The following is a 26,472-nucleotide window of genomic DNA, read 5'->3' as shown; positions in this document are numbered from 1 at the left end:
GGCTGCACGAGTGGGACCGGATCCGGCGCCGGCAGAACCCGGAGTCTGCTGTCACGGTGCCGTGATGGTGCTGTGTTAACCTGCAGCACATGCTGCGTCATACGAGTCTTTCCCGCGGTTTCACGCTGATCGAGCTGATGGTGGTGATCGCCATCGTCGGCGTTCTCGCCACCATGGCCATGCCCATGATGGAACTGGCGCGCGTGCGCGCGAACGAGGCCGAACTGCGCACCTCGCTGCGGCAGATCCGCACCGCGCTCGACGATTACAAGAAGGCCTGGGACGAGGGGCGCATCGAGAAGAAGGTCGGTGCGAGCGGCTACCCGCCCAGCCTCGACGTGCTCGTCAATGGCGTGCGCGACGTCAAGCAGCCGAACGACGTGAAGATCTACTTCCTGCGCCGGCTGCCGCGCGACCCCTTCCACCCCGATACATCGACGCCGCCCGAACAGACCTGGGGCCTGCGCAGCTACGCCAGCCCGCCGGACGAGCCGGTACCCGGCGCCGATGTGTTCGATGTCTATTCGCTGTCCGGCCGCACCGGCCTGAACGGCATTCCGTACCGGAACTGGTGATGTTCACTTTCGTCCGCAAACGCGGTTTCACGCTGATCGAGCTGCTGGTGGTCATGGCCATCATCGCTGTGCTGCTGACCATTGCCGCACCGCGCTACTTCGAACATCTCGACCGCTCGAAGGAGGCGACGCTGAAGCAGACGCTGGCGGTCACCCGCGATGCGATCGACAAGTTCCGCGGCGATCGTGGTGCCTGGCCGCAGAGCCTGCAGGACCTGGTCGACAAGCAGTACCTGCGCAAGCTGCCCTTTGACCCGGTTACCGACAGCAGCGAAACCTGGATCGTCGTGCCGCCGCGCGATTCGGCGACCGAGAGCGGTGTGGCCGATCTGAAGAGCGGTGCCGAAGGCACGTCGCGCGACGGCGTCGCCTATTCCGACCTCTGACGCGATGCGGGCGGACCAGCGCGGCTTTTCCTATCTGCTGCTGCTGTTCGCAGTTGCCGCGCTGGGCATTGCTGCAGCCGGCAGCGCGCTGATGTGGACCACGCTGTCGCAGACCGAACGCGAACGCGAACTGCTGTTCATCGGCGGTGAGTTCTCGCGGGCGCTGCAGCGCTACTACGACGCGTCCCCGGCCGAGCCGAAAACCTTTCCGGCACGGCTGGAGGATCTGCTCGAAGACAAGCGGCATCAGGTGCCGATGCGTCATCTGCGCAAGATCTATGTCGACCCGATGACCAACAACCGTGACTGGGGACTGGTCATGTCGCAGGGGCAGATCCGCGCAGTACACAGCCGATCGGAAAAGGTGGCGCGCATCCACGTGCTGCCGCGCTGGGTCGATGCGACCGGCGACAAAGTGGCGACCAGCCTCAAGACGCCGCTCGCGCAGCCGTCCGCGCCCATCCCGGGTCAGCCGCAGGCCGTGCCCGGACAGCTCGGTCCGACGGCGCCGTCCGCTGCCCGTCCGGCGGGCGATCTGCGTCATGCCGACTGGCTGTTCGTGCCGGTTGCCGACACGCCTGCGCAGCAGGACACACCGGGTTCGTCGCCGTCTGCGCCCGGATCGGCGGCGGGCAGTACTCCGGTCGTGGTCGGCGAGGGCGGTGATGTTCCGCAACCCGACGGTTCGGCGGGATCGCTGCAGGAGCAATACACCGGCAAGCGCTGAAGCGGCTGTCAGATCAGCCAGGCGGCCAGTGCGATGCCCAGCATCATGAAGGCGATGGCCACCTTGGCGACGGCGGCGATCAGCATGCCGAGCCAGGTCGCCACGCCGACGCGTGCGGCTTGCAGTGCGTCGCGTCGCGCGATGAATTCGCCGATCGCCGCGCCTGCCAACGGTGCGAACAGCAGGCCGATCAGGCCGGCGAACAGACCGAGCACGGTGCCGATTGCTGCGCCGACCAGCGCCAGCGTGCTGGCGCCCACTCGCTGAGCACCGATCACGCCCGACGCGAAATCGATCAGCCAGGCGAGCACGGTGAGTGCGCCCAGCAGCGACAGTGTGACGCTGCCGATGTGGGTGAAGTCGTCCAGCCAGGCCATCATCAGGAAGCCGCCGAACATCAGCGGAATGCCGGGCAGGGCGGGCAGCACGACGCCGGCCAGTCCGATCAGCACCAGCAGTGCCGCGATCGCCCACAGCAGGATGTCCATGCCGCTCATTGGGCGAAGGCGGCGACCGCGTCGTCGACCACCGCCAGCAGGTTGCGCGTGCGGGCGTGCACCGCGCGCAGTCGCGTGGCGTCGTTACCGCCGCCGCGGACCATGCGATGCAGCGCGTCCAGTGCGTCCGACGAACGCAGTGCATCGGCGTGCGGTGCCAGCCGTTCGAGCGTGGCGGCGATGTCGTCGCGCAGCGGCAGCGCGGCGTGGCTGCGCGGATGCACGATCAGCCCGTCGAGACCGAAGCGGCAGGCCTGGAAGCGGTTGTAGGTGTACACGAGATAGTCGTCCTCCACCGGCTCCGGATCCTCGCCGGACAGGATAAGCCGGCACAGTGCCTGCAGGTAAACCGCGATCTGTGCTGCCCGATCGACGCCGAGCGGCGTATCGCAGACGCGCAGCTCTATCGTGCCGTACTCGGGCTTGGGCCGGATGTCCCAGTAGAAATCCTTCATGCTGCGCACGATGCCGGTGTCCTCCATCCGTGCGAAGTAGTCGCGCTCGAAGCGCGACCATTCGAGCACGAAGGGCGCGCGGCCGCTGAGCGGGAAGGCGAATACCGAATTCAGCCGAGCGGAATCGAACAGCGTGTCGCTGCCCTGTGAGAACGGCGACGACGCGGACAGTGCGATGAAGTGCGGCACATAGCGTCCGAGCGCGTGCAGCACGCGCAGTGCGCTGTCCGGATCCGGCATGCCGATATGCACGTGCTGACCGAACACCGTGAACTGCTTGGCCAGATAACCGTAGAGGCCGGACAGCTGCTGGAAGCGTGGTGCCGAGAAGATGCGCCGTTCCGACCACTGCTGGAACGGGTGGGTGCCACCGCCGCACAGCGATACATTGAGCCGCGTCGCATCCTTGACCAGCGCATCGCGCATCAGGCGCAATTGTGCAAGCAGCGTGGCGTGGCTGTCATGGATGCCGGTCGCCACCTCTATCATGCTGTCGGTCATTTCCGGCTTGATGTCGCCGGGAAAGGTCTGACGCTGCGCCAATTCCAGCAGGTCGGCCGCCGCCGACGCGAGGTCGCGGTCGTGTTCGCCGACCAGCTGCAGTTCGAGTTCGACGCCCATGCTGAGCGCCGACGAGGCGTGGAAGGTTTCGAGCGGCATCAGGCGTCCTCCGTCCTCTGTGCTTCGCCGGCCAGCACCAGCGCCCACTGGGCGAACACCGGCCCGACGAATTCCATCACGATCACCATGCCGGCGATGGCCGACAGCGCGCTGTCGGCGAGTCCGAAGCCGGCGGTGCGACTGTATTCGAGCAGCAGCAGCGCGAAGGTCGACAGTGGTGCGAGCGCCAGCCCGGTCAGCGCGCCCTTGCGTGTGCTGGTTCCGCTTACATGGGCAAAGGCGGCGGTCGCGCTCATCTTCGCTGCGATGCGGCCGAGCGACAGCAGCACGGCCAGCGCCAGTCCGGCAGCGGTGGTCGGCCAGGTCGCCATGCCGGCAACGAACACGAACAGGAACAGCGTCAGCAGTTCGCCCAGCACCCCGAAGTTGCGCTGCGCCGGCGTCAGCACCAGCCGCTTGCGCCGCATCAGCACGCCCAGCGTCAGCGCGGCCAGCAAGGGCGACACGTTGACGCCCTGGGTGAGCAGGGTGACCAGCATCACCGCCAGCGCGAATACGATGGTGACACCGCGTTCGTCGGCGCGCAGCCGGCGCAGCAGCCAGGGCAGTGGCACGCCGACCAGGATGCCGCAGCCGACCGACACGGCGAGGATGGCGGCGCTGTTCCACACCGCGCTGACCACGCTGCCGGACGCCAGCAATTGCCAGTAGCCGATCGCACCCTTCATCAGCAGCACCGACAGCAGGCAGTTGATGGCGCACAGATGCAGCGCCCGTTCGGTTACCTGGCCGGAGCCGCGCAGATCGTTCACGACGCGTACCAGAGCTGCAGGCGAGGTGGCCACCGACAGTGCGCCGAGCACCATCGCGATGTCCGGTGGCTGGCCCATCGCAATGGCGATGGCGCGCACCACGACGAAGGTGAGCAGCGATTCGGCAATCCCGGTCAGCGTGAGCCAGTAATTGGTCACCAGCCAGCGCAGATTGATGCGGTGACCCAGCTCGAACAGGAACAGCGCGAGCGAGAAATTGGCCAGGAAGGACATGGCTGCCCGGGTTTCGGCGTCGTGCGGCGCGCCGCCCCAGGCGCTGTAGACGATGCCGGCGAGCGAATAGACGCAGACGCGCGGTATCGCCAGCCCGCGATGGAAGATCTCGCCGGCCAGCCAGGCGAGCAGAAGAACGGCCGGCCAGCCGACCAAGGTGAATATGCGACCTGCTTCGAAGATCATCGCGTCGCCTCCGTTCTGCACGCACTGCGCGCGGGAAGACAGAAGCCGTGCCTGTGCGGCACGACGGCGGATTTTTCTGCGGGGAATACGGACCGCTTTCAGGCGGTCTCTGCTGTTGCTGCGCGGACCGGCTGGCGCCGGTCCGCGTGTCGGGCCGGCGGTGCCGGCTTCAGGTAGCGCTGGAGACTATCACGCTGTGGCGACAGGAATCTTCCCGATCTTCGCCTGCCATTCCTTCGGACCGGTCTCGTGCACCGAGGTGCCGCCGGAGTCGACGGCGACGGTGACCGGCATGTCGACTACGTCGAATTCGTAGATCGCTTCCATGCCGAGATCCTCGAAGCCGACCACCTTGGCCGCCTTGATCGCTTTCGACACCAGGTAGGCGGCACCGCCGACCGCCATCAGGTAGGCACTCTTGTGCTTGCGGATGGCCTCGATCGCCGCCGGGCCGCGCTCGGACTTGCCCACCATCGAGATGAGGCCGGTCTGCGCCAGCATCATTTCGGTGAACTTGTCCATGCGGGTGGCGGTGGTGGGGCCGGCCGGGCCGACCACTTCGTCGCGCACCGGATCGACCGGACCGACGTAGTAGATGACACGGTTGGTGAAATCGACCGGCAGCTTTTCGCCCTTGGCCAGCATGTCGGCGATGCGCTTGTGTGCGGCGTCGCGGCCGGTGAGCATCCGGCCGTTCAGCAGCAGTGTCTGGCCAGGCTTCCACGAGGCCACTTCTTCCGGCGTGAGCGTGTTCAGATCGACCCGCTTCGAGGTCTTGGTATCGGCCTGCCAGGTCACCGCCGGCCAGTCTTCGAGGCGCGGCGGTTCGAGCTTGGCCGGGCCGGAGCCGTCGAGGTGGAAGTGCACGTGACGGGTCGCCGCGCAGTTCGGAATCATCGCCACCGGCAGCGAGGCGGCGTGCGTCGGGTAGTCGAGGATCTTCACGTCGAGCACGGTGGACAGGCCGCCCAGGCCCTGGGCGCCGATGCCCAGCGCGTTCACCTTCTCCATCAGTTCCAGCCGCAGTTCCTCGATGCGCGTGAGCTTTTCGCCACGCGCCGCCTTGTCGGCGACGATCTGGATGTTCACCGGCTCCATCAGCGATTCCTTGGCCAGCAGCATGGCCTTTTCCGGCGTGCCGCCGATGCCGATGCCCAGCATGCCCGGCGGGCACCAGCCGGCGCCCATGGTCGGCACCGTCTTCAGCACCCAGTCCACGATGGAATCGGACGGGTTCAGCATGACCATCTTGGACTTGTTCTCCGAGCCGCCGCCCTTGGCCGCGCAGATCACTTCGACGTGGTCACCCGGCACGATTTCGTAGTGGATGACCGCCGGCGTGTTGTCCTTCGAGTTCTTGCGGGCGCCGGCCGGGTCGAGCAGCACCGACGCGCGCAGCGTGTTGTCCGGGTGCATGTAGGCGCGGCGCACGCCTTCGTTGACCATGTCGGTGACGCTCATCGTGGCGTCCCAGCGCACGTTCATGCCCACCTTCAGGAAGACCACGGCGATACCCGTGTCCTGGCAGATCGGGCGCTTGCCTTCCGCGCACATGCGCGAGTTGGTCAGGATCTGCGCGATCGCGTCGCGTGCCGCAGGCGACTGTTCCCGCTCGTAGGCCGCACCCAGCGCCTGGATGAAGTCGAGCGGGTGATAACAGGAAATGAACTGGAAGGCGTCGGCGATGGACTGGATGAAGTCGTCCTGGCGGATGGGCTGGCTCATGGAAAGGTCCTCGGGTATTGAAGGGGGCCGCTCGTGGCGGCCCGGGCTGCGCTCAGTGGTGCGTCTTGTTGAGCACCAGCGTCTGCGTCATCAGCTTGTCGGTGTAGGCCATGGCCATGGCCGACACGACGAACACCATGTGGATCACCACCTGCCACAGCACGATGCGGTCGTCGAGCTGGCCGGCGTTGATGAAGGTTTTCAGCAGGTGGATGGCCGAAATGCCGATCAGGGCGGTGGCCAGCTTCACCTTCAGCACGCCGGCGTTGACGTGCGACAGCCATTCCGGCTGATCCGGATGATCCTCCAGGTTCAGTCGCGACACGAAGGTTTCGTAGCCACCGACGATGACCATGATGAGCAGGTTGGCGATCATCACCACGTCGATCAGGCCCAGAACGATGAGCATGATGTCGGTTTCGGTCAGGTTGCCGATCTTGTGGATCAGGTGCGACAGCTCGACCATGAACAGATAGACATACACCGCCTGGGCGACGATCAGTCCGAAGTAGAGCGGGGCTTGCAGCCAGCGACTGGCAAAGATGCAGCTTTTTAGAACACGTCCAAGATTAGTCATGCGCAGTCGAATATAAGACAAAAGACGGCGCCGATATTACCATCCGGTTCTTGCAGCTTCGGTCCGCGAGCGTAAGCGGTCTGTAAGCCGCAAAGGCTGTAATCGATGGAAGAAAAACGAGCGCGTAGTTCTGCGCCTGTCGGCGGCCCACAAGGCCGTACGTTGCACGGCGGTTTCCATCCGCCTGCTTGCAGATTTGAGATGACGGAGGAGGTTGTATGTCTGAAGCTACGGAAGTTCGCGTGTACCAGCCCTCGCAAGACATGGTGAGCAATGCCGCCGTGTCCGGCATGGATGCCTACAAGGCTCTGTGCGCCGAGGCGGAACGCGACTATGAGGGGTACTGGGCTCGTCTGGCTCGCGAGCATGTGACTTGGCAGACGCCGTTCACGCGTACCCTGAATGAAGACAATCGCCCGTTCTTCAAGTGGTTCGAAGACGGCAAGCTGAACGTGTCCTACAACTGCCTGGATCGCAACATCCAGGCCGGTCTCGGCGACAAGACCGCGATCATCTTCGAAGCGGACGACGGTACCGTCACCCGCGTCAGCTACAGCGACCTGCTGGTGCGCGTCAGCCGCCTGGCCAACGCACTGCGTTCGAAGGGCGTCAAGAAGGGTGACCGCGTCGTCATCTACCTGCCGATGTCGATCGAAGGCATCGTCGCGATGCAGGCCTGCGCCCGCATCGGCGCCACCCACTCGGTGGTGTTCGGCGGTTTCTCCGCCCAGTCGCTGCGCGACCGCATCAGCGACGCCGGCGCCGTCATGCTGATCACCGCCGACGAACAGTGCCGCGGCGGCAAGAACATCCCGCTCAAGCCCATCGTCGATGAAGCCTTCGGCATGGGCGGCTGCGAGTCCTGCAAGACCGTCATCGTGTACAAGCGCACCGGTGGCGCCTGCAACATGGTTGCCGGTCGCGACGTGTGGCTGCACGAGGCACTCGAAGGTCAGGCCGACACCTGCGAACCGGAATGGGTCGAGGCGGAACACCCGCTGTTCCTGCTCTACACCTCGGGTTCGACCGGCAAGCCGAAGGGTGTCCAGCATTCGTCCGGCGGCTACCTGCTGCACGCCATCCTGACGATGAAGTGGACCTTCGACATCAAGCCCTCCGATGTCTTCTGGTGTACCGCCGACATCGGCTGGGTCACCGGCCACACCTACATCACCTACGGCCCGTTGGCCTGCGGTTCGACCGAAATCGTGTTTGAAGGCGTGCCGACCTACCCGGACGCCGGCCGCTTCTGGAAGATGATCCAGGACCACAAGGTGACCGTGTTCTACACCGCGCCGACCGCCATCCGCTCGCTGATCAAGGCGGCCGATGCGAACGACGCTGTGCACCCGAAGAGCTACGACCTGTCGTCGCTGCGCATCCTTGGTTCGGTCGGCGAGCCGATCAACCCGGCAGCCTGGGAGTGGTACTACCAGAACGTCGGCGGCAGCCGTTGCCCCATCGTCGATACCTTCTGGCAGACCGAAACCGGCGGCCACATGATCACGCCGCTGCCGGGTGCCACGCCGATGGTGCCGGGTTCGTGCACGCTGCCCTTCCCGGGCATCCAGGCCGCCATCGTCGACGAAACCGGCAATGACGTGCCCTGGGGTCAGGGCGGCATCCTGGTCGTCAAGAAGCCGTGGCCGTCGATGATCCGCACCATCTACGGCGATCCGGACCGCTTCGTGAAGAGCTACTACCCGGCCGACTTCCAGGGTCGTTACTACCTGGCGGGCGACGGTGCGATCCGCGACGCGAAGACCGGTTACTTCACCATCACCGGCCGTATCGACGATGTGCTTAACGTGTCGGGCCACCGCATGGGCACGATGGAAATCGAGTCGGCGCTGGTGGCGCATCCGCTGGTGGCAGAAGCCGCTGTGGTGGGCCGTCCGGACGATCTGACCGGCGAGGCCATCTGCGCCTTCGTGGTGCTGAAGCGTTCGCGCCCGACCGGCGACGAAGCCAAGCAGATCGCCAACGAGCTGCGCAACTGGGTGGGCAAGGAGATCGGTCCGATCGCCAAGCCGAAGGATCTGCGTTTCGGTGACAACCTGCCGAAGACCCGCTCGGGCAAGATCATGCGCCGCCTGCTGCGCTCGATCGCCAAGGGCGAGCAGATCACGCAGGACACCTCGACGCTGGAAAACCCGGCCATCCTCGACCAGCTGGCGCAAACCCTCTGATCGGGGCCCGCGGCGCGTCTTCCGCGCCGCGGCTCTGCCTGTTCCGGTGTGGTGCCGATGAGCTCAGCTGACGCCACACCGATCTCCGGCCCGCCGCATGGCGGGCCGGATCTCCATCTTCCCCTGCATCGCCTGATCCGCCGCGCAGCCGTCTGCGTGTCCGCGGATGCATCACTGCGCGAAGCGCTGACGCGCATGAACGACGAGCGTGTCGGTTCGGTGCTGGTGACGGAGGCCGGCCGCGCGGTCGGCATCCTGACGTTGCCCGATCTGCCGGGGCGTGTGCTGCTGCCCGGCCTGTCGCTCGATACCCCGGTGGCGCGGGTGATGAGCAGCCCGCTGCACGTACTCGACGCCGACTGCAGCGGCGAGGACGCGGCGCGGCTGATGGCCCGCCACGACGTACGCCACATCGCCGTGGTCGATCACGACCAGCGGCTGCTCGGCGTGATTGCGCAGAACGATCTTTACGCGAGGCTGCGCAGCGACATCCGCTCGCTCGCCGGTCGCATTCATTCTGCGGGCGACCTGGACGCGCTGGCCGACGCCGCGCTTGCGGTGCGCCGCTTCGGTGTTGCCCAGTTGCAGGACGGCAGTTCGGCCGAGGCGCTGACGCTGCACCTGTCCGCGCTGAACGACGCGCTGACCGCACGCGCCATCGACCTCGTGCGCGCCACTCACCCTGACGGTGCGGTGTTCGACCGCGTGCGCTGGTGCTGGCTGGCCTTCGGCTCGGAAGGGCGGATGGAACAGACCTTCTGCACCGATCAGGACAATGGACTGGTGTTCGAGGCGCCGCTTGGCCTGACCGCCGCCAGCGTACGACCGGCGCTGCTGCGTATTGCCGGCGACATCAACCGCGCGCTGGCGCAACTCGGCTTTCCGCTGTGCGAGGGCGGGGTGATGGCCGGTCAGCCGCGCTGCTGCCTGTCGCTCGACGAATGGCGCAAGGCCTTCGTCGACTGGATCGCCGAACCGCAGCCCGAGGCGCTGCTGGCGGCCAACATCTTCTTCGATCTGCGGGCGCTGCACGGTGACGTCGCACTGGCCGACGCGCTGCTGACGGAGCAGGTGACACAGGCTTCTGCCGGCTCCCGCTTCCTGCGCCTGATGGCACAGAACGCCTTGCGCGCACGCGTACCGCTGGGCCTGTTGGGACGCCTGCGCGTCGATGACGTGCGCGACGCACCGCACACGCTGGATCTGAAGGCAGGCGGCGCGCGCATCTTCGCCGACTGCGCTCGGCTGCTGGCCCTGCGCGACGGCGTCGCGGCCCGCTCGACCAGTGCGCGCCTGCGGGCGCTTGCGCGCCAGGGCGGGCTGGCCGGCGACGACGTCGAGGCGATGATTCGCGCCTTCTTCGTCATCCAGCAGCTGAGGCTGCAGCGCCAGGGCGAGACGACAAACATTCTGGCGACGGCAAACCGCATCGATCCACGACTGCTCAATGCGCTCGACCGGGTGGTACTGAAGCAGGCTATGGTCCAGGCGCAGCGCCTGCTCGACCGCATACGCATCGACTGGCAGCTGCCCTGAACGCATGCTGCACCGCCATATCGAGGCGGTGTAAGCGGGCAGTAAGATTGGACTGCATCATGTGCGTCACGTCATGGGTGTTTGTGTCGCGGCGATTCGCCGCTGCGCTTGCATGACGAATACAAGGCGTCGCGATGACTTCGCCGACATGACGCCACAGGAGGAGACCTGTATGCAGTTGTCAGAACGGCACCGCGAATACTGGCGCCGGAATCTTCGCATCACCGCGGTTCTGCTGGCGATCTGGTTCCTGGTCACCTTCGTGCCGGTCTATTTCGCGCGCTCGCTGAACGAGATCACCTTCCTCGGCTGGCCGCTCGCCTTCTACATGGGGGCGCAGGGTGCGCTCATCGTCTATGTGATCATCATCGGCTACTACGCACGCGTGATGAACCGGCTCGATCGTGAGTACGGCGTGAGCGAGGACCGCTGACCATGCCTCACACGCAGGCCACCTTCAATCAGCAGTTGAAGAAGATGTACAGCTGGTACGCCGGCGGCTTCTTCATCTTTGTCGCCTTCCTGGCAGTCGCCGAGCAGCTGGGCATGTCGTCGCAGTGGATCGGCTACATCTTCATGTTTTCGACCATCGCGCTGTACGCCGGCATCGGCGTCATGAGCCGCACCGCCGACGTGGCCGAGTACTACGTCGCCGGCCGGCGGGTGCCGGCGCTGTTCAACGGCATGGCGACCGGCGCCGACTGGATGTCCGCCGCGTCCTTCATCGGCATGGCGGGCACGCTGTACTTCAGCGGCTACCAGGGTCTGGCTTTCGTGATGGGCTGGACCGGCGGCTACTGTCTGGTCGCGCTCTTTCTCGCCCCGTATCTGCGCAAGTTCGGCGAATTCACGATTCCCGATTTCCTCGGCGCCCGCTACGGCGGCAATCTGGCGCGCCTGATCGGCGTCGTCGCCGCCATCCTCGCGTCCTTCACCTATGTCGTGGCGCAGATCTACGGCGTCGGGCTGATCACCAGCCGCTTCGTCGGCCTGGAGTTCGAGGTCGGCGTATTCGTCGGCCTGGCCGGCATCCTGGTGTGTTCCTTCCTCGGCGGCATGCGCGCGGTGACCTGGACCCAGGTCGCGCAGTACATCATCCTCATCGTCGCCTACCTGATTCCGGTGGTCATCTTGTCGACCAAGGTGACCGGCGTGCCGGTGCCGCAGGCGATGTACGGTCAGGTGCTGCAGAAATTGACGGCCAAGGAGACCGAACTGTTCGCGGCACCGAAGGAGGTCGAGGTCAATGCGCTGTACAAGGCCAGGGCCGACGATTTCGACCGTAAGATCCAGGGCCTGCCGGGCTCGCTCGACGCCGAGCGCGCGCAACTGACCGCAAAGCTCGACCAGCTGAAGTCGGCCAACGCGCCGGCCAAGCAGATCGCCGCCGCCGAAATGGCGCTGCGCAACATCCCGAAGACCGAGGCCGAAGCGCGACGCAAATGGGGCGAGGCGCGCAAGCTGGCCGAGGCAAAGGCCAAGCCGCCACTCGCGCACACCGAGGCGCATGCCGGCAAGGACCAGGCGGACTCGGACAGCAAGCGTCTGAACTTCATCGCGCTGGTGATCTGCCTGATGATAGGCACCGCCTCGCTGCCGCACATCCTGATGCGTTACTACACGACGCCCAGCGTCAAGGAAGCGCGCGAATCGGTTTTCTGGTCGCTGTTCTTCATCTTCCTGCTCTACTTCACGGCACCCGCCTACGCGGTGTTCGCCAAGTGGGAGGTGTACAACAACCTGGTCGGCTCGACCATTTCCACCTTGCCGGGCTGGGTTGCCTCATGGGGCAAGGTCGGGCTGGTGAAGATAGACGACATCAACGCCGACGGCATCCTGCAGCTGGCCGAGCTGACGCTGAACACCGACGTGATCGTGCTGGCGACACCGGAGATCGCCGGCTTGCCCTACGTGATCTCGGGCCTCGTCGCCGCCGGCGGTCTGGCGGCGGCACTGTCCACGGCCGACGGTCTGCTGCTGACCATCGCCAACGCGATGTCGCACGACGTCTATTACAAGGTGATCGACCCGAACGCCTCGACCCAGCGCCGGCTGGTCATTTCGAAGACGCTGCTGCTGGTGGTGGCGCTGATCGCCGCTTACACCGCATCGTTGAAGCCGGACAACATTCTCTTCATGGTCGGGCTGGCGTTCTCGATTGCCGCGTCGGCCTTCTTCCCGGCGCTGGTGTGCGGCGTGTTCTGGAAGCGGGCGAACATGGCAGGCGCCGTTACCGGCATGGTGGCAGGGCTCGGCATGTGCCTCTATTACGCGGCCATCACTCATCCCTTCTTCGGCGGCGACATCAGCAACGCCTGGTTCGGCATCGAATCGATTTCATGCGGCTTCTTCGGCATACCGACCGGCTTTGTCGTGCTCATCGTCGTCAGCCTGCTGACGCCGGCACCCGACGCCGAAACACAAGATCTGGTCGAACATGTCCGTTACCCCAATCTCGGCACCACGGCGCGCAGCGCGCCGACCGGCGGAGGCGTAGATCACTGAAGGCACGACCCCGCCTATCCCTAGACCGGCCGCGCAACCCGCGCGAAAGTCGGCACCTGTAAGGCAAGAGGCCCGCCAAAAGCGGGCCTTCTGCTTTCTGGGCCACCGCATTTGCGGCGCGTCCGAGCGCAAACAAGCGGCAGGGTTTCTGATATAGTCTCGCGTCTTCGCGGAGAGGTGGATGAGTGGTTTAAGTCGCACGCCTGGAAAGCGTGTTTAGGTGAAAACCTAACGCGGGTTCGAATCCCGCCCTCTCCGCCACTGAAAAATCCTTTCGAATCAAGCGTCTGGTTGTTCTCCCGGGCGCTTTTTTTCGTTCACGGCCTCCGATTCCGAAGACCTGCGTCGGGCGCCAGCGCCGCCTTGACCGGTCATGCGCGAGTTCGCGCGTGCGTTTGCCCGGTCGTCGCCGACACATCCCTTGCCATCGCACATGCCGACGTCACCTGCTCAAGGTGTAGCTCACCGGTAATGCAGGTGTGTTTCCCGGGCGCGTCGGGAGGTGTCGGTCCACCATGACAGACGGTTTCTCATGGTGGTTGATATGACACGACATGGTTTCAGTCAGCCACCCGGCGGTGCGCCTCGGGTGGTTTCTCCGCGTGTGACGTCGTCCTCGATGCGTCTGGCGACCGCATCAGCGAGGTCTCGCCATCGTCATGTGGTGTCCGCGCGCTGCCGCCGCGGGTGACGGCGGCGCCGGTCGTCGTCGGTCGCCGCATGCCGCCTTGTTCCGGGCGTGTTTCTTGCACTGTCTTCGCCGATCAACCATGAGGCGTGTCCGGGCCTTGGCCAGCCATTTCGTCGGTGAAGCGCATTCCCTTAAAAGACTGCAGCTGCGTTACGCAGCGTTCTATCTCGGTCTGCTGCTGTTTTCCGGCGCGATGGGGTGGGGCGGGCTGCAGCTGTGGCAGGAGGCCGCCGGCGAACGCGACCGGTTGGCCGGAATGAGCGCGGAGGTACTGGAGATGCGCGGCAGCCTCTACCGTCAGATCAAGGAGGTGTTCGACCACGCCTTTCTCGGCGATGTCGGCGCGGCGCTCGAGTTCGCGCATTACGCCGACGACATCGATCGCCACTTCGACCTCGTCTATCAACAAGTGCGACAGCCCGAGGAGCGGACAGTCGTCGACGCGCTGCGTCTGGCCTACGAAGGCGTGCGCGGCTATGGCGAAGTGCTGCTGCGCGCATCGCCCGACGCGGCGCGTGCCGAGGGCAGCCGGCTCGACCTTCAACTGGAGCGCGGTGCATTCCACGATTTCGAACTGCGGCTCGGCGAGTTCGAAAGCCAGCTGCAGCAACAGCGTCGCGCGGTCGATCGCCGGCTCGGTGTGCTGCACGCGGTGGTGCCCTGGCTGCTCGCCTTGCCGCTGCTGCTGGCCACTGTCATCTTCATCGTGTTCCGGCGCTATCTGCGCAGCGCCGTGGCCGAGCCGCTCGCCGCCATCATGGACGCCACCCGCAACATCAGCCGCGGACAACTGCAGCACCGCGTGCCGGAGCGCGGTGCAGCCGAACTGGTCAGGCTGTCGCACGCGATCAATTCGATGGCGGCCGATCTGGCTGCCAGCCGCGAAGCGCTGCTGTGTGCCGAGAAACAGGCCACGCTGGGCGCGCTGGTGCCAGTGGTGGCGCACAACATCCGCAATCCGCTGGCCAGCATACGGGCCACCGCGCAGGTGATCGATGACGCCGCGCTGCCGGCCGACGTGCGGGAGGGACTGGCCGGCATCATCGCCGCCGCCGACCGCCTGGATGGGTGGACCTATTCACTGCTGTCCTACCTGCATCCGCTGCAGCCGCAGCGCGTGCCGCTGCAGGTGACAGCGCTGTTCGACACCGTCGCCCAGCTGGCGCGCGACCGTATGGAGGCACGCGACATCCGGCTGCGGCGCATCGGCTGGGGCGAAGGCGGCATGGTCGAGCTGGATGCCCAATTGATGGAGCAGGCGCTGCTCGGCCTGCTGATCAATGCCATCGAGGCGTCATCGCCGGGCGGCGAGATCGTGCTGCGGCACGCCAGCGTTGGCGGCCAGGTGTCGCTGTCGGTACGCGACCACGGCAGCGGCATGAACGGCAGTCCGGCGCTGCGTGGGTTGCGGCCGGTCGCCACCACCAAGTTGCAGGGCAGCGGCCTGGGTATTCCGTTCGCCGCAAAGGTGTGCGACGTGCACGGTGGCCGGCTCGAATTCATCCACCACGACCCTGGCACCGAAGCAGTCATGGTGCTGCCATCGAAGGAAGCGCATGTTGTCGAACCCTGGAACGATTGACGTCGACGAAACCTTGCCGCCGGCGCCATCCACCGCGGCGCGCCTGCTGCTGGTCGAGGACGAGGCGCTGTTCGCGCGCGCGGTGACGCGCCGGCTGGGCAGCGCCGGCTATGCCTGCCAGCACGCGACGACGCTGCTGCAGGCGCGCGAGGCGCTGGGTGGTTTTGCGCCCGACGTGGTGCTGCTCGATCTGCGTCTGCCGGACGGCCACGGCCTCGACCTACTGGCTGAGCTGAATGGCGACAATCGTGCCGCGCCGGTGGTCGTGCTGACCGCCTACGGCGAGGTCGAGGACGCGGTGCGGGCGATGAAACTGGGGGCCGCCGACTACCTGAAGAAGCCGGTCGATCTGGAAGAGCTGCAACTGGTGGTCGAGCGCGTGCTGCGCACCGCCGGCCTCAGGCAGAAGGTCGATTACTCGCGCAGCCGCGAAAGCCATCACAGCCAGGTCAGCGAGAACGCGCTGCTGCTCGGCGACAGTCCGGCCATGCGGGCGGCGCGCGAACAGGTGGTCGCGCTGGCGGGGCTGACCGGCAGCAGCCTTGCGCCGCCGCCCACCGTGCTCATCGTCGGCGAAACCGGTACCGGCAAGGACGTCGCGGCGCGCCTGCTGCATCGCGCCGGGCCGCTGCAGGACCGTCCTTTCGTGCAGATCGACTGCGCTTCGCTGCCACGCGAACTGATCGAAGCCGAATTGTTCGGCCACGAGAAGGGCGCCTACACCGGTGCCCAGGGCGCGCGCGCGGGTCTGCTCGAAGCGGCCGAGGGCGGCACCGCCTTCCTCGACGAGATCGGCGAACTGCCGCTGGACATGCAGGCCAAGCTGCTCAACGTGATCGAGCGACGCGTCGTGCGGCGCGTCGGTTCGGTGCGCGAGCGGCCGATTGCCGCGCGCTTCGTCGCCGGCACCAATCGCGACCTGCCGGCGATGATCGCCGCCGGGCAGTTCCGCGCCGACCTCTACTATCGGCTCAACGTGGTTACGCTGACCATGCCGCCGCTGCGCGAACGCGGCAACGACGTGACCCTGCTGGCCCGCCACTTCGCGGCGCAGACGGCGCGCCGCTATGCGCTCGACGAACCCGGCTTCGACCCGGTCGCGCTGTCGGCGCTGCAGCGCTATCACTGGCCGGGCAATGTGCGCGAACTGAAGCACCTGATCGAGCGTGCCGTGCTGCTGTGCCAGGGGCGGGATATCGGCGCGGCCGACCTAGGCCTGCCGTCGGCGGCCACTGCCGGTGCCGACGCCGCCGCGGTGCCCTTCGCGTCGATGACGCTGGACGAGGCCGAGCGCTGGCTGATCGAACGCACGCTGGACCGCGTGCGCGGCAATGTGTCGGAGGCCGCGCGCCGGCTCGGCGTAAGCCGCATGACCTTGCGCTACCGCATCGAGAAGCACGGTCTGCGCGGCGCGGTCGAGGACTGAACGCGGCCCGCACCGGCGGAAACGAAAAGGGCCCCGCCGCACAGCGGAGCCCTTCGCAGCTTGCGACCGCGATCAGCGGCGCATCTTCTTCCGTGCCTGCAGGCCGATCAGGCCGAGACCGGCGGCCAGCATGGCCCAGGTCTGCGGTTCCGGGATGGGTGGCGTGTTGGGCATTTCGGTGAAGCCGGTGACGTCCCAGCCGATGTCGTCGAGAATGGCGTAGTCCAGTTCCGTCATATGGCGTCGCTCGCCCATGGACAGCCCCCAGGCCAGCAGCGCCAGCTGCATGCTGCCGTCTTCCAGCTTGCCCTGGATATTGGCCTCGAGGCGGGTGTTGGCCGAGAAGTCCTCCTCCAGCGGGACGGCTTGCAGAATGCCGCGACTGTTGCGCACGTCGTATTCGGCCTTTGCCTTTGCACCGTTGAAGTTGCCGACGCCATTGATCAGCGAAAGCCAGCCGGTGTCGATGCCGTCGTCGGCGGCGCCGAGGATGCCGACCAGCCCTTTCAGCGTCACCGTGTAGAGATCCCATTGCCCGGCGAAGGATTCGGTCGTGCTGACGTCTGTGTCGGCGTACCAGCTCACATTGCTGCTGAAGTTCAGCGTGCCGCCCCAGGTACCGGATTCGCTGTCCGGCCAGCCCGTCTGGCCGCGCGAGAAGGCGGCGTTGCCATAGCCCATGTCGGTGGTCGTCGGCGTGAGGCCCATGCCACCTGATATGGCCGATACAGGAATCTTCTCTTCGTAGTTCAGACCGCCATTGCTGTTGCTGCCGACATAGATGCGGAGCTCCTTCGCGGCGATGTTGGCGTTCGTGACCTGCTGTCCGACGTTCGAGCTTCCGAGGGGACCCAGATTCAGAACGACGCCATTGCCACCCGGGGTCGAGGTGATGGCTGTCAGGTCGTCGAACACCCGCGTCTCGAAGGCCTGTGCGGCCTGCTCCAGCGTTGCCCTGCGCTCGGCGGTGAAGAAGCCGCTGCTGTCGTAGCTGTAGTCGAACACGATGTTCACGTAGGCGTGGGCGCTGCCGAAGGTCGATCCGAGTGCGAGCGCAAGTGCCAGTCTGCGGAAGTTGTTCAAGGTCTGTCCTCCTGTTTGTTGGATACGTGTGCCGCGCATGGGATGACTGCGCGCAGTCATGACTTCATGCGGCACAACGCAAATTCCGTTCCTTCCGCGGGAGCGAATCACCGTTGCGCCGTGCGAGGCGGCCCGGCGCGCAGTGGCCGAATGCTCCGCTCGTATCGAGCCTTGTTGGCGGTGGTTGATGTCATGCAGGGTGGTTGATCACAACCACCTGTGCTGGACGTGGCGTACTCAGCGCCGATGTCGTCGCGCGCGGGCGATCAGCAGCGGCAGGGCGCCCAGCCAGAGCAGTGCGGGCGCCGGTTCGGGCACCGGACTGGCGCTCCAGACGGCGCTCTGGCCGGAGGTCGCCATCGTGCTGTCCAGCCATGCGCGATAGGCGCCGGGCTGCACGAAATAGGAATGCTGCCCGTCGCTGGCCGAGGCGATGCCGATCAGCAGGCCGCTGCTGTCGTCGGCTTGGCCGGCGAACAGCGAACCGCCGCTGTCGCCGCCCTGCAGCAGCGCGTTGCCGTTGGAGGCGGGGCCGACTGCGATATACCAGACGGTCAATCGCGCACCGTCGTCGTCGACAGCAGTTTCGAAGGCATCGACCAGCGTGGTGTAGGCAAGGCTGTTCTGTCCGCTGCGCGCCGCAACCACCGCCGTCGCCTCGGCACCGGCCGTTGCGGCGGCGAAGTCGATCACGGTCGCGTTGAGTGTCGGGAAGAGCGCGGCGTCGAGCGGTGTCGCGAGGTGGAGCAGGGCGATGTCATGGCTCGGGAAGGCGGCGCCGGGCGCGACGTAGGCGGCGTCGATGGCGGCGCTGCCGTAGGCTGACTGGAAGGTGCTGCCGCTGTGCGCGACATGGGCCGCGGTCAGCACCCAGTTCGGCGCGATCAGGATGCCGTCCAGGCCGTTGCTGCCGACCGTGCCGAGGTGGCCGAAGGCATTCGTAGGGCTGCCGCCGTTGAGGGCGTGCGAAGGCGCCGCCAGCAACAGGGCGGCGGAGAGAGCGAGTGCGTGCAGCAGGGATCGGTGCATCGTGGCCTCGGGGTGAGCGTGCGAAGGGCGTGCGGCTGCAAAGCAAAAAACCGGCCGCCGCCGCTGCGGGCGCGGCGACCGGACGTTGCGCTCAGCGCATGCGGCGGCGGGCGGCGAAGCCGAGGACGCCGAGACCGGCCAGGAACATCGCGTACTCCGACGGCTCGGGCACCGGTGCCAGGGTCGATGCCGCGAGGCGGGCGCTGGCATAGGTGGGCACATAGCCCGACACGTAGATCGAGTACTCAGTCTGGTCTTCCTCGCCGCCTTCCCACAGGCGGATGGCCTCTTCAGCGGTCGTCCAGCCGTTGGCGCCGGTGATCTTGACCCAGTACCAGGCCGAGGTGCCCGGGCTGCTGCCGTCCGGATCATCGACATTCACGTCGGTTTCGAAGCGCACCCAGTCAGCGTCATAGGTGCCGATGCCGGGCTCGTTCATACCTTCGGCCGAGCGGCCGATCGAGCGTGCGTACTCGTCGGTGACCGGCCCGGTGATGTCGACCTTGGAATAGCCGCCCTGCACGCTGGCAGCTCCGGCGAAACCGCTGCGGAAGGCGTCGTTCACCTCGAAGGCGAGACCGGTCGAATCCCACACATTGGCGTTCATGTCGAGCCGCATGCCGAAGATGTAGGTGCCGGCGCCGTCGCCGTACACACGGTCGGACAGGCTGCCGACCGTTGTCGTGCCGGCGGTCAGCGTGCGCGTGGTGCTGGTGAGCAGACTGAAGCCGGAGGTTGCGGTGGACACCGAGCCGGCGCCGCAGGCGACGCTGGTCGAATTGCCGGTGCCGCTGTCGCCGCACACCTGCATGATGGTGCCGGTCGATGGCAGCGATACGAAGGCGGCGTGCGAGGGGGCGGCGACGCCGGCCAGGGCGAGTGCGCCGGCGGCGCAGATCAGGCGATGTTTCATGATGCTCTCCTTGGGTGGACAGGCTGTTGAAACGGGAACCGGATGGCCCCGATACGCTGATTTCTGTTGTGACGGAGGCCGACAGAGATGCCGCCGGCCGCGATCTGCGCTCAGTGGGTCGGAACGAAGCCGCTGAACCACAGCGAGGTCTGTTCCTGGCCCTCGCTCTCGCCGGCGTTCCACAGCCGGATCGCGTTGGCGCTCAGCTGGTAGCCGCTGGCGGTGGTGCGGACGTAGTACCAGGCGGTGCGCACCTTGCCGGGCGAGCCGGTGTCGAGGGTTTCGTCCTCGTCCTCGCCGCCGGCGACCTCTTCCTCGTCGTCGTCGTCATCGCCGCCGCCTTCTTCCGGTATCTGGACGAAGAGCGGCGAGAAGAAGTCGACCACGCCGAGGTCGAAGGTCTTTTCGCCTTCGTTCAGGCCGACGCTGGTGCGGCCGACCTGGTCGATCGCCTGGTCGCTGACCCGGGCGTTGCGCCAGCCCGCCGCCAGCGACGCGCTGCCGGAGAAGCCGTAGCGGAAGATGTCATCGACTTCGAACGGGTAGCCGGTGCCCCAGTCGCTGTCGTTCAGGATGACGCGGGTGGCGAATACGTAGGTGTTGGAGAAAGGCTTCTTCCACACCCGGTCGAGCACCTTGCCCACCGTCACCGCGTTCACGACGATGTTGGTGCGCCGGGCATTCAGCAGCAGATAGCCGCCGGGATTGGAGCCGGGCCATGCGCTGGTGCGGCAGGTGGGCGTCGGGTTGCACGAGGTCATGACCAGTGCGCCGGACATGTTCAGCGTGACGAAATCGGCCATCGCCGGTGCGGACAGCGCACCGCAGGCGACCAGCAGTGCACCGGACAGCAAGGTTCTTCGCATCGTTATTCCTCCTGACTAGACATGGGCCGGCGCGCGGTCTGCCCGCCGGATCGGTGTCCGCCGCCAGCCGGAACCGTGACCGGCTCCGCCCTTCCCGTTGGCATGGACTTATGCAGCCTAGGAGGTGAAATGCGATTCCTTCAGGGAAATGTGCCCTCTGGTGCTTGGGATGTTTTCACTTTGAAAAATATTGCAAAACAATGACTTGGAGCTGGTCTTGGACGGGCGTGCAAAATCCTCCCCGGTAGGAAGGGATGCTGTCCGTGTGACTTCGTCACGCGCGAAAGGAGTGCCCCTAAAGGTCCAGTCGATAGCTCATGCCCAGCCACACCGCGCGCGGTGCGCCCGGTGCGACCATGGTGGTGTTCAGCCAGTCGGCCGAGTTGTAGTTCCAGCCGCTTTCACCGATGGCGCCGTTCACGCTGGGCGCGAAGGGCGTGACGCCGAGGCGGCCGGCGGTGAAGTAGTCCTTGTCGAGCAGGTTGTTGATCTGCAGCAGCGCCGTCCATCGACGATCGATCTTGTAGGTGGTCGTCAGGTTGAAGATGGCGTAGCCCGGCAGCTTGCCGCCGTAGCGGAAGGCGCGGCCGGGTGGCGTAAGTCCCTGCGTGAGGACGGTGCAAGCAGGTGGGTTGCCGCAGTTGAAGGTGCCGATTTCCTTGTCGGTGCCGCCGGTTTCATGGTCGTTGTTCTCGTTGCCGCGCAGGAAGGACGGCGAGTGCGCGACCATGCCCAGCTTGAAATGCAGCTTTTCGGTCGCCTGGTAGCCCAGCGTGAAGTTCATGTTGTGCTTCGACACACCGGGCAGCGTGTCGCCCGGTTCGACATGGATCATCCGGTAGGTGCCGTATCCGCTGTTCAGCGACGCACCGGGGCCGGGGAGGGGGGCGTTGGGCCGCGAGTTCCGGTCGAAGTCCGCGCTGCTGTTGTGCGGGCTGTTCATGTAGAAGTCGGACTCGAAGGTCGCTTCGGTGTAGGCGTAATTGACGCGAAAGTCGAACTTGTCGAGCTTGCCATTCACGCCCATTTCCAGACCCTGTCGGCGCGTGTTGCCTATCGTGTCGAAGTAGCTGCGGCTGGGCGACACGCCGATCATGTAGATGTCGTTGCTCAGATCGGTGCGGAAGGCGGTGATGTTCCAGCCTATGCCATTGTCCAGCGTGCCGCGGGCGCCGATCTCGTAGGAGTGCGAACGGATCTGCGGCAGGAAGGGGTCGCCCGACATCGTGTTCGGCAGATGGCAGACCGGCGCCACGGTGGCCGCCGGTATTTCGAAGCCACCGCGGATCACGGTCGAGCGGTCGATGGCGCAGCCGAGTTCGATCACCGACGGCACGCGTGCCCCGCGGCTGTAGTTGGCGAACAGGTTCACGTTCTCGCTCGGCAGCCAGCTCACACCGGCGGACGGGTTGAACGAGCGATAGATGTGCTTCTCCCGCTTTTCCGCGCGGGCGACGTCGGCCGGGTCGTAGGAAATCCACTCCGGGAAGTAGTGGCACTCGTCCGGGTAGTTGCCCCAGCACAGGATGGAGCTCTGTGCTGGCGGCGCGTTGTTCAGCTCGGTCAGTTCTCCGGTCGATGAACGGCCGCGCAGCCAGTTGTTCACCTTGGTCACGTTGTAGCGGGCGGCAAACGACAGATGCAGGTCGTCGCGCGGCGTCCACGTCTCGCTCAGGTAGAAACTGCGCGTTTTCGAGCTGCCGCCGAAGTCGTTCACCTCGACCTCGTTGTGCGCGGCGTAGAAGCGCGGATCGATCTGACCCGGCCCGTAGCCGACACTGCCGTAGTAGAAGTGGCGGTCGGCGTCGAGCAGGCCGAGGCGCTGGCTGCTGTAGTAGGTGGTGTCGCTGCGGTCGAGCGATGCGCCCACCATGAACTTGTGGCGCTCGAAGTTCCAGTTCAGCTGCAGAGACATGCCCTGGCCGGCCTGGTCGAGCGCGGTGCGCGTACCGCGTGCGATCGGCGTGCCGTCCACTACGCCCGGCCCGGTTGTATTGTTGGCGGCACCGTTGGCGCCGTTGCGCACCTGCCCGAAATTGGAATTGACGGGTGCTGCGTCACACGGCGCGTTCAGCGGAATGTTGTTGTCGGCGAAGTAGTCCTCGTCCAGATCGGCATAGGCGCAGTAGCGGTTGTACTGCGCGGTCACCGAGCGCCGGTCGTCCAGTTCCTCGAAACCTTCCTCGTCGATGTCGCCATTGAAGCCCGAGCGCTCGCTGTTGCGCCGGTAGCTCATCGCGGTGATGTTGAAGCTTTCCGAAACCTCGAACATGGCCGACCACTGGTACTGGTTCAGCTCGTTCTTCGTTTCGTCGGGCGAGCTGAACACCGATTCCGGCCGGCGCTGGTAGTCCTCCAGCGGGATGAGGCCGTTGCCGACGAGGTCGGTGTCGACCTTGAGCATGGAGAAACCCAGCAGCAGACGGTCGATGGCGATCTCGTTCTTGACGAAGAGCTGGCGCAGCGCGCTCGGCGAGTTGTCGCGCCAGCCGTCCTCGGCGAAGCCGTGCAGCGCGACAAAGCCGGCGACCGGCCCCTTGCTGCCGCCGGCCGACAGCTGCACCTGGTTGCGCCCCCACGAGCCGCCGAGATACTTCGCCTCGACGCCGGGATCGGTGAAGCCGCTCTTGGTACGCATCGACAGCGCGCCGCCCAGCGTGTTGAGACCGAACAGCGGATTCGAACCCGGGAACACGTCGAAGCGCGACAGCGCGTTCATCGGGATCATGTCCCAGTTCACGACGTCGCCGAAGGGCTCGTTCATGCGTATGCCATCGAGGAAGACCGACAGCCCCTGCGGCGTACCGACCTGCGGGCCGGCGGTGAAGCCGCGGAACTGCACGTCGACCTGGAAGGGGTTGCCTTGGTAGTCGTTGACGGTGACCGACTGCATCTGCGAATTCATCAGATCGGTCAGCGACAGACTGTTGCTGTCGCGGATGTCCTTTGCCGTGATGCTCTGGACATTGGACGGGATTTCCTCCCGCGTCAGTCCGAGACCGGGCATCGGGCCGATGTCCTGCGGCCGCCGTTCACGGATCAGGATGGGGTCGAGGATGATGGCGTCCGCCCCGGGTTCGGTTTCAGTGGCCGGCGCCGGCGGCCCTGCGACTTCGTCGGGGCTCTCGGTCGGCGCCTGTGCCTGAGCGGCGTCGATGCAGAGCGCGGCCAGGCAGTACGCCGCGATACGCAGATTGAATTGCAACGGCTCCTCCTCCTGGCAGGCGCGGTGACCTGCTGCGAACGCCCTCGCCAGCCGGCGGGACGTTTTCCTTGTGTGCTGCCCGGCAGCGTCCGCGTGCGGGCGGGACTGCCGAGGCTGGAGGCCAGAAGCAAGGGCGGGGCCAGACGTGCGGGCGACCGGGCCCGGCCGCCGCACGCGTGCGGAACGTCGTACCGGCTCTGATCGTGGTGGTTGATATGCACCAGGGTGGTTGTTTGCCTTCGTCATGGCCGGCGACTCATCGGGCATGTCGCACCGGTCGGCCGGGAGTGCGTCGCCGGTTTCTGGGGAAGGTCGCGCGGCGGGATCAATGCCCGGGTGGTCGGCACGCTTCCTGCAGAAGGGCAGACCACGGCGGCTGCATCGCCGCACAACATTCACAGACAGGAGGATGGACATGCGACCCGTATTCAAGGCGCTGGCCGGTGTGCTGGCGTCGATGACGCTGGCTGGTGGCGCGCAGGCCAATATCGAATTCGTGTTCGACTACAGCCATGACGGCAACGGCGTCATGACGAACGAAATGAAGGCGCTGCTCGAACAGGCGGCCGGCACGATCGAGGCGAGCATTTCCGACCAGCTGAGCGCGATTTCACCGCAGGGCGACTTCGCGCCCAGCATCTTCTTCACGCCGCCGGACACCGGCACGTCGTCGCGGGCGGTCGATACCATCGGCGCCAACCAGATCTATGTGTATGTCGGCGGGCGCGCGGCGCTCGGCGCGCCGCACCTGGCGCTCAGCGGCGCCGTGCGCAACGCGACGCGGCCGGCTTCGGTGCCGGCGAACGATCCGGCCTTCCTCGCTTACCGCGACGAACTGCGTAGCCGCGGCCAACCCGGCGCCATCGCCTCGACGCCGACCGACTATTCGCCCTGGGGCGGCTCGCTCGCCTTCGACAGCGAAGCCAGCTTCTACGTCGACGACGACATCTCGACGCTGGAGTCCTTCGAGGGCCAGTACGACTTCTACACGGTCGCGCTGCGCGGCCTGCTGGGCATCCTGGGTTACGGCGTCGGCGGTGCGGGCACCCCCGTGGCGTCCTACCACGCCAATGTCGACAGCGAGAACCTCACCTTCGTCGGCGCCAACGCACTGGCCGAGTATGGCGAGGGCGTGCCGGTGTACTACTACTACGACGCGGAGAACGATCAGGAAATCGTCGACGAGCGTTTCCTCGACGACAGCGTGGTCAGCACGGTCAATGGCGTGGCGCAGACCGCGCTGATGACGCAAACGCTGAATACCGGCGAGCGCCGTGCGCTTACCGCGCTCGATTACGCCATCCTGCGCGACATCGGCTGGCAGGCTGCACCGGTTCCGGAACCGGCTGAGTACGCGATGTTCCTCGCCGGGCTGGGCGTGCTGGCAGCGGTAGCGCGCAGGCGCAGGGCCTGAGACACCCGCCGGAATGAAAATGGCCTGCTTGCGCAGGCCATTTTTTTGTCCGCAAGCGGTCGGCTATCTACTGCAGCGAGCGGTAGTTGTGCATCACCTGCGGCACGTAGCGCTGCGTTTCGGCATACGGCGGAACGCGCCCGCCGTACTTCTGCACCGCGCCTTCGCCAGCGTTGTAGGCGGCCAGCGCCAGTTCGAGCTGGCCGTCGAAACGGGCCAGCAGGTCGCGCAGGTAGAGCGCGCCGCCCAGCACGTTCTGGTCAGGGTCGAAGCGGTCGGCCACGCCATAGCGGCGGGCGGTGGCCGGCATCAGCTGCATCAGGCCGGCCGCGCCTTTGGGCGATACCGCCTTCGGGTTGTAGGCCGATTCGGCACGGATGACCGCGTGCAGCAGGCTGGCGTCGACGCCGGCAGCGCGTGCGGCGCGTTCGATGCGCGGCGCGTGCAGCCGGGCCGACGGGTGCTCGGCGCGCGCCGCCACCGGTGCGGCTGCAGCGTCGCGCTCGCTGTGCAGCAGCAGCTCGAAGCCTTCACCGCCGGGCGCGTCGGTCAGCACCAGCGCGCCGTCGGCTTCCTCCTTCACATAGACGTCGGCCTGCGCGGCGGCGGCCCACAGCAGCGCGAGCAGCAGGAAAACGGAGCGGGCGGTCGTTGAATTCATCTGCAGGAAATACGCGGGCGATAAAGTTGCGGGTATTGCAAGCATGCTGCGGAATGTTTTCAGCGATATTGAAATAAAGCGGAAAGCATCGGCCTTGTTTGCTTGATGCGGTCGATGCACGGCGACTAGACTCGATACGATCATGACACGTCACATTACGGCTATGAACCGGATTTCTCAACGCGGCTTTACCCTGCTCGAACTGCTGGTGGTGATGGTCATCATCGGTCTGCTTGCCGGATACGTCGGCCCGCGCTTCTTCAGCCAGATCGGCAAGTCCGAGGTCAAGGCTGCGCGCGCGCAGATCGACGCGCTGGAAAAGGCGCTCGACCAGTTCCGCCTCGACAACGGGCGCTACCCGACCACCGAGGAGGGCCTGAAGGCACTGGTCGAGCGTCCGTCGACGACCAGCAAGTGGTCCGGCCCCTATCTGAAGAAGGCGGTTCCGCTCGACCCGTGGGAGCGTCCCTATATATATAAGGCACCTGGCGAACACGGTGAGTACGACCTGAGCTCGCTCGGCAAGGACGGCCAGGCGGGCGGCACCGAAGAAGCCGCCGACATCACGAACTGGTGA

Annotated in this window: 22 protein-coding genes and 1 tRNA gene; 12 read left to right on the top strand and 11 right to left on the bottom strand. The window is 66.0% G+C overall.

The features are described 5' to 3' along the window. Positions 1-89 precede the first annotated feature (89 nt). The 3 genes from METRZ18153_RS0112090 to METRZ18153_RS0112080 are packed head-to-tail and all read left to right on the top strand — an operon-like array spanning position 90 to position 1,688. Positions 90-575 (top strand): type II secretion system protein, encoded by a 486-nt coding sequence (locus tag METRZ18153_RS0112090; RefSeq protein ID WP_020164974.1) that lies wholly within the window; start codon positions 90-92, stop codon positions 573-575. After that, positions 575-961 (top strand): type II secretion system protein, encoded by a 387-nt coding sequence (locus METRZ18153_RS0112085; RefSeq protein WP_020164973.1) that lies wholly within the window; start codon positions 575-577, stop codon positions 959-961. Before METRZ18153_RS0112090 ends, METRZ18153_RS0112085 begins: the two co-directional genes overlap by 1 nt. A gap of 4 nt (positions 962-965) precedes the next feature. Continuing rightward, positions 966-1,688 (top strand): hypothetical protein, encoded by a 723-nt coding sequence (locus tag METRZ18153_RS0112080; protein ID WP_020164972.1) that lies wholly within the window; start codon positions 966-968, stop codon positions 1,686-1,688. A gap of 8 nt (positions 1,689-1,696) precedes the next feature. On the opposite strand, the gene METRZ18153_RS0112075 is transcribed toward METRZ18153_RS0112080, so the two are convergent. The 5 genes from METRZ18153_RS0112075 to METRZ18153_RS0112055 form a co-directional block, all read right to left on the bottom strand. Beyond that, complete coding sequence (locus tag METRZ18153_RS0112075) at positions 1,697-2,176, bottom strand: DUF456 domain-containing protein (protein ID WP_020164971.1); 480 nt, start codon at positions 2,174-2,176, stop codon at positions 1,697-1,699. A 5-nt stretch (positions 2,177-2,181) separates the two neighbouring features. Then, entirely contained in the window at positions 2,182-3,300 is a 1,119-nt protein-coding gene (locus tag METRZ18153_RS0112070) for a YbdK family carboxylate-amine ligase (protein ID WP_019917933.1), read from the bottom strand. Then, on the bottom strand, positions 3,300-4,493 hold the full coding sequence (locus tag METRZ18153_RS0112065; RefSeq protein ID WP_020164970.1) for a cation:proton antiporter: 1,194 nt from the start codon (positions 4,491-4,493) through the stop codon (positions 3,300-3,302). The genes METRZ18153_RS0112070 and METRZ18153_RS0112065 overlap by 1 nt, the downstream gene beginning before the upstream one ends. Before the next feature lie 189 nt (positions 4,494-4,682). After that, positions 4,683-6,218 carry a fumarate hydratase gene (locus METRZ18153_RS0112060; protein WP_020164969.1) on the bottom strand — a complete coding sequence of 512 codons (1,536 nt, stop codon included), beginning with the start codon at positions 6,216-6,218 and terminating at the stop codon, positions 4,683-4,685. 52 nt (positions 6,219-6,270) lie between these two features. Then, a complete protein-coding gene (locus tag METRZ18153_RS0112055; protein ID WP_029143724.1) occupies positions 6,271-6,795 on the bottom strand; it encodes a TIGR00645 family protein in 525 nt (174 codons plus the stop codon). 218 nt (positions 6,796-7,013) lie between these two features. Here METRZ18153_RS0112055 and acs point away from each other — a divergent pair, with 218 nt between their 5' ends. The 7 genes from acs to METRZ18153_RS0112020 all read left to right on the top strand — a co-directional run bounded on the left by acs (position 7,014) and on the right by METRZ18153_RS0112020 (position 16,724). Further along, positions 7,014-8,984 carry an acetate--CoA ligase gene (gene acs / locus METRZ18153_RS0112050; protein ID WP_029143723.1) on the top strand — a complete coding sequence of 657 codons (1,971 nt, stop codon included), beginning with the start codon at positions 7,014-7,016 and terminating at the stop codon, positions 8,982-8,984. 57 nt (positions 8,985-9,041) lie between these two features. After that, the gene (locus tag METRZ18153_RS0112045) at positions 9,042-10,520 is read left to right on the top strand and encodes a DUF294 nucleotidyltransferase-like domain-containing protein (RefSeq protein WP_081629101.1); all 1,479 of its coding nucleotides are present in this window, start codon (positions 9,042-9,044) and stop codon (positions 10,518-10,520) included. 172 nt (positions 10,521-10,692) lie between these two features. Further along, positions 10,693-10,953, top strand: coding sequence for a DUF4212 domain-containing protein (locus METRZ18153_RS0112040; RefSeq protein ID WP_019917939.1), 261 nt, complete (start codon positions 10,693-10,695; stop codon positions 10,951-10,953). 2 nt (positions 10,954-10,955) lie between these two features. Then, the gene (locus tag METRZ18153_RS0112035; RefSeq protein WP_020164965.1) at positions 10,956-13,025 is read left to right on the top strand and encodes a VC_2705 family sodium/solute symporter; all 2,070 of its coding nucleotides are present in this window, start codon (positions 10,956-10,958) and stop codon (positions 13,023-13,025) included. A gap of 171 nt (positions 13,026-13,196) precedes the next feature. Continuing rightward, a tRNA-Ser gene (locus METRZ18153_RS0112030) sits at positions 13,197-13,286 on the top strand. Between the two features lie 509 nt (positions 13,287-13,795). Beyond that, positions 13,796-15,298, top strand: coding sequence for a sensor histidine kinase (locus tag METRZ18153_RS0112025; protein ID WP_232416039.1), 1,503 nt, complete (start codon positions 13,796-13,798; stop codon positions 15,296-15,298). After that, on the top strand, positions 15,273-16,724 hold the full coding sequence (locus tag METRZ18153_RS0112020; RefSeq protein WP_020164963.1) for a sigma-54-dependent transcriptional regulator: 1,452 nt from the start codon (positions 15,273-15,275) through the stop codon (positions 16,722-16,724). Before METRZ18153_RS0112025 ends, METRZ18153_RS0112020 begins: the two co-directional genes overlap by 26 nt. 72 nt (positions 16,725-16,796) lie before the next feature. Here METRZ18153_RS0112020 and METRZ18153_RS0112015 read toward each other — a convergent pair whose 3' ends face one another. From METRZ18153_RS0112015 to METRZ18153_RS0111995, 5 genes are all read right to left on the bottom strand, one after another. Further along, positions 16,797-17,807, bottom strand: a complete 1,011-nt coding sequence (locus METRZ18153_RS0112015) for a PEP-CTERM sorting domain-containing protein (RefSeq protein ID WP_020164962.1) — start codon at positions 17,805-17,807, stop codon at positions 16,797-16,799. A gap of 237 nt (positions 17,808-18,044) precedes the next feature. Next, a complete protein-coding gene (locus METRZ18153_RS0112010) occupies positions 18,045-18,836 on the bottom strand; it encodes a trypsin-like serine protease (protein ID WP_020164961.1) in 792 nt (263 codons plus the stop codon). Between the two features lie 91 nt (positions 18,837-18,927). Then, positions 18,928-19,749, bottom strand: a complete 822-nt coding sequence (locus METRZ18153_RS0112005; RefSeq protein ID WP_020164960.1) for an FxDxF family PEP-CTERM protein — start codon at positions 19,747-19,749, stop codon at positions 18,928-18,930. Between the two features lie 110 nt (positions 19,750-19,859). Next, a complete protein-coding gene (locus METRZ18153_RS0112000) occupies positions 19,860-20,615 on the bottom strand; it encodes a hypothetical protein (RefSeq protein ID WP_232416038.1) in 756 nt (251 codons plus the stop codon). Between the two features lie 295 nt (positions 20,616-20,910). After that, positions 20,911-23,820, bottom strand: coding sequence for a TonB-dependent receptor (locus tag METRZ18153_RS0111995; protein WP_020164958.1), 2,910 nt, complete (start codon positions 23,818-23,820; stop codon positions 20,911-20,913). Between the two features lie 415 nt (positions 23,821-24,235). On the opposite strand from METRZ18153_RS0111995, the gene METRZ18153_RS0111990 reads away from it, so the two are divergent. Next, a complete protein-coding gene (locus METRZ18153_RS0111990) occupies positions 24,236-25,234 on the top strand; it encodes a PEP-CTERM sorting domain-containing protein (RefSeq protein ID WP_232416037.1) in 999 nt (332 codons plus the stop codon). Between the two features lie 67 nt (positions 25,235-25,301). Here the strand turns inward: METRZ18153_RS0111990 and METRZ18153_RS0111985 are convergent, their stop codons facing one another. Continuing rightward, a complete protein-coding gene (locus METRZ18153_RS0111985; RefSeq protein ID WP_020164956.1) occupies positions 25,302-25,895 on the bottom strand; it encodes a lytic transglycosylase domain-containing protein in 594 nt (197 codons plus the stop codon). Between the two features lie 163 nt (positions 25,896-26,058). Here METRZ18153_RS0111985 and gspG point away from each other — a divergent pair, with 163 nt between their 5' ends. Continuing rightward, complete coding sequence (gene gspG, locus METRZ18153_RS0111980) at positions 26,059-26,472, top strand: type II secretion system major pseudopilin GspG (protein WP_020164955.1); 414 nt, start codon at positions 26,059-26,061, stop codon at positions 26,470-26,472.

Source organism: Methyloversatilis discipulorum, from assembly GCF_000385375.1.
GTDB classification, from domain to species: Bacteria; Pseudomonadota; Gammaproteobacteria; order Burkholderiales; family Rhodocyclaceae; genus Methyloversatilis; species Methyloversatilis discipulorum_A.
Note: the sequence above shows the minus strand (reverse complement) of the source record. Positions and strands in the feature narration are given on the sequence as shown.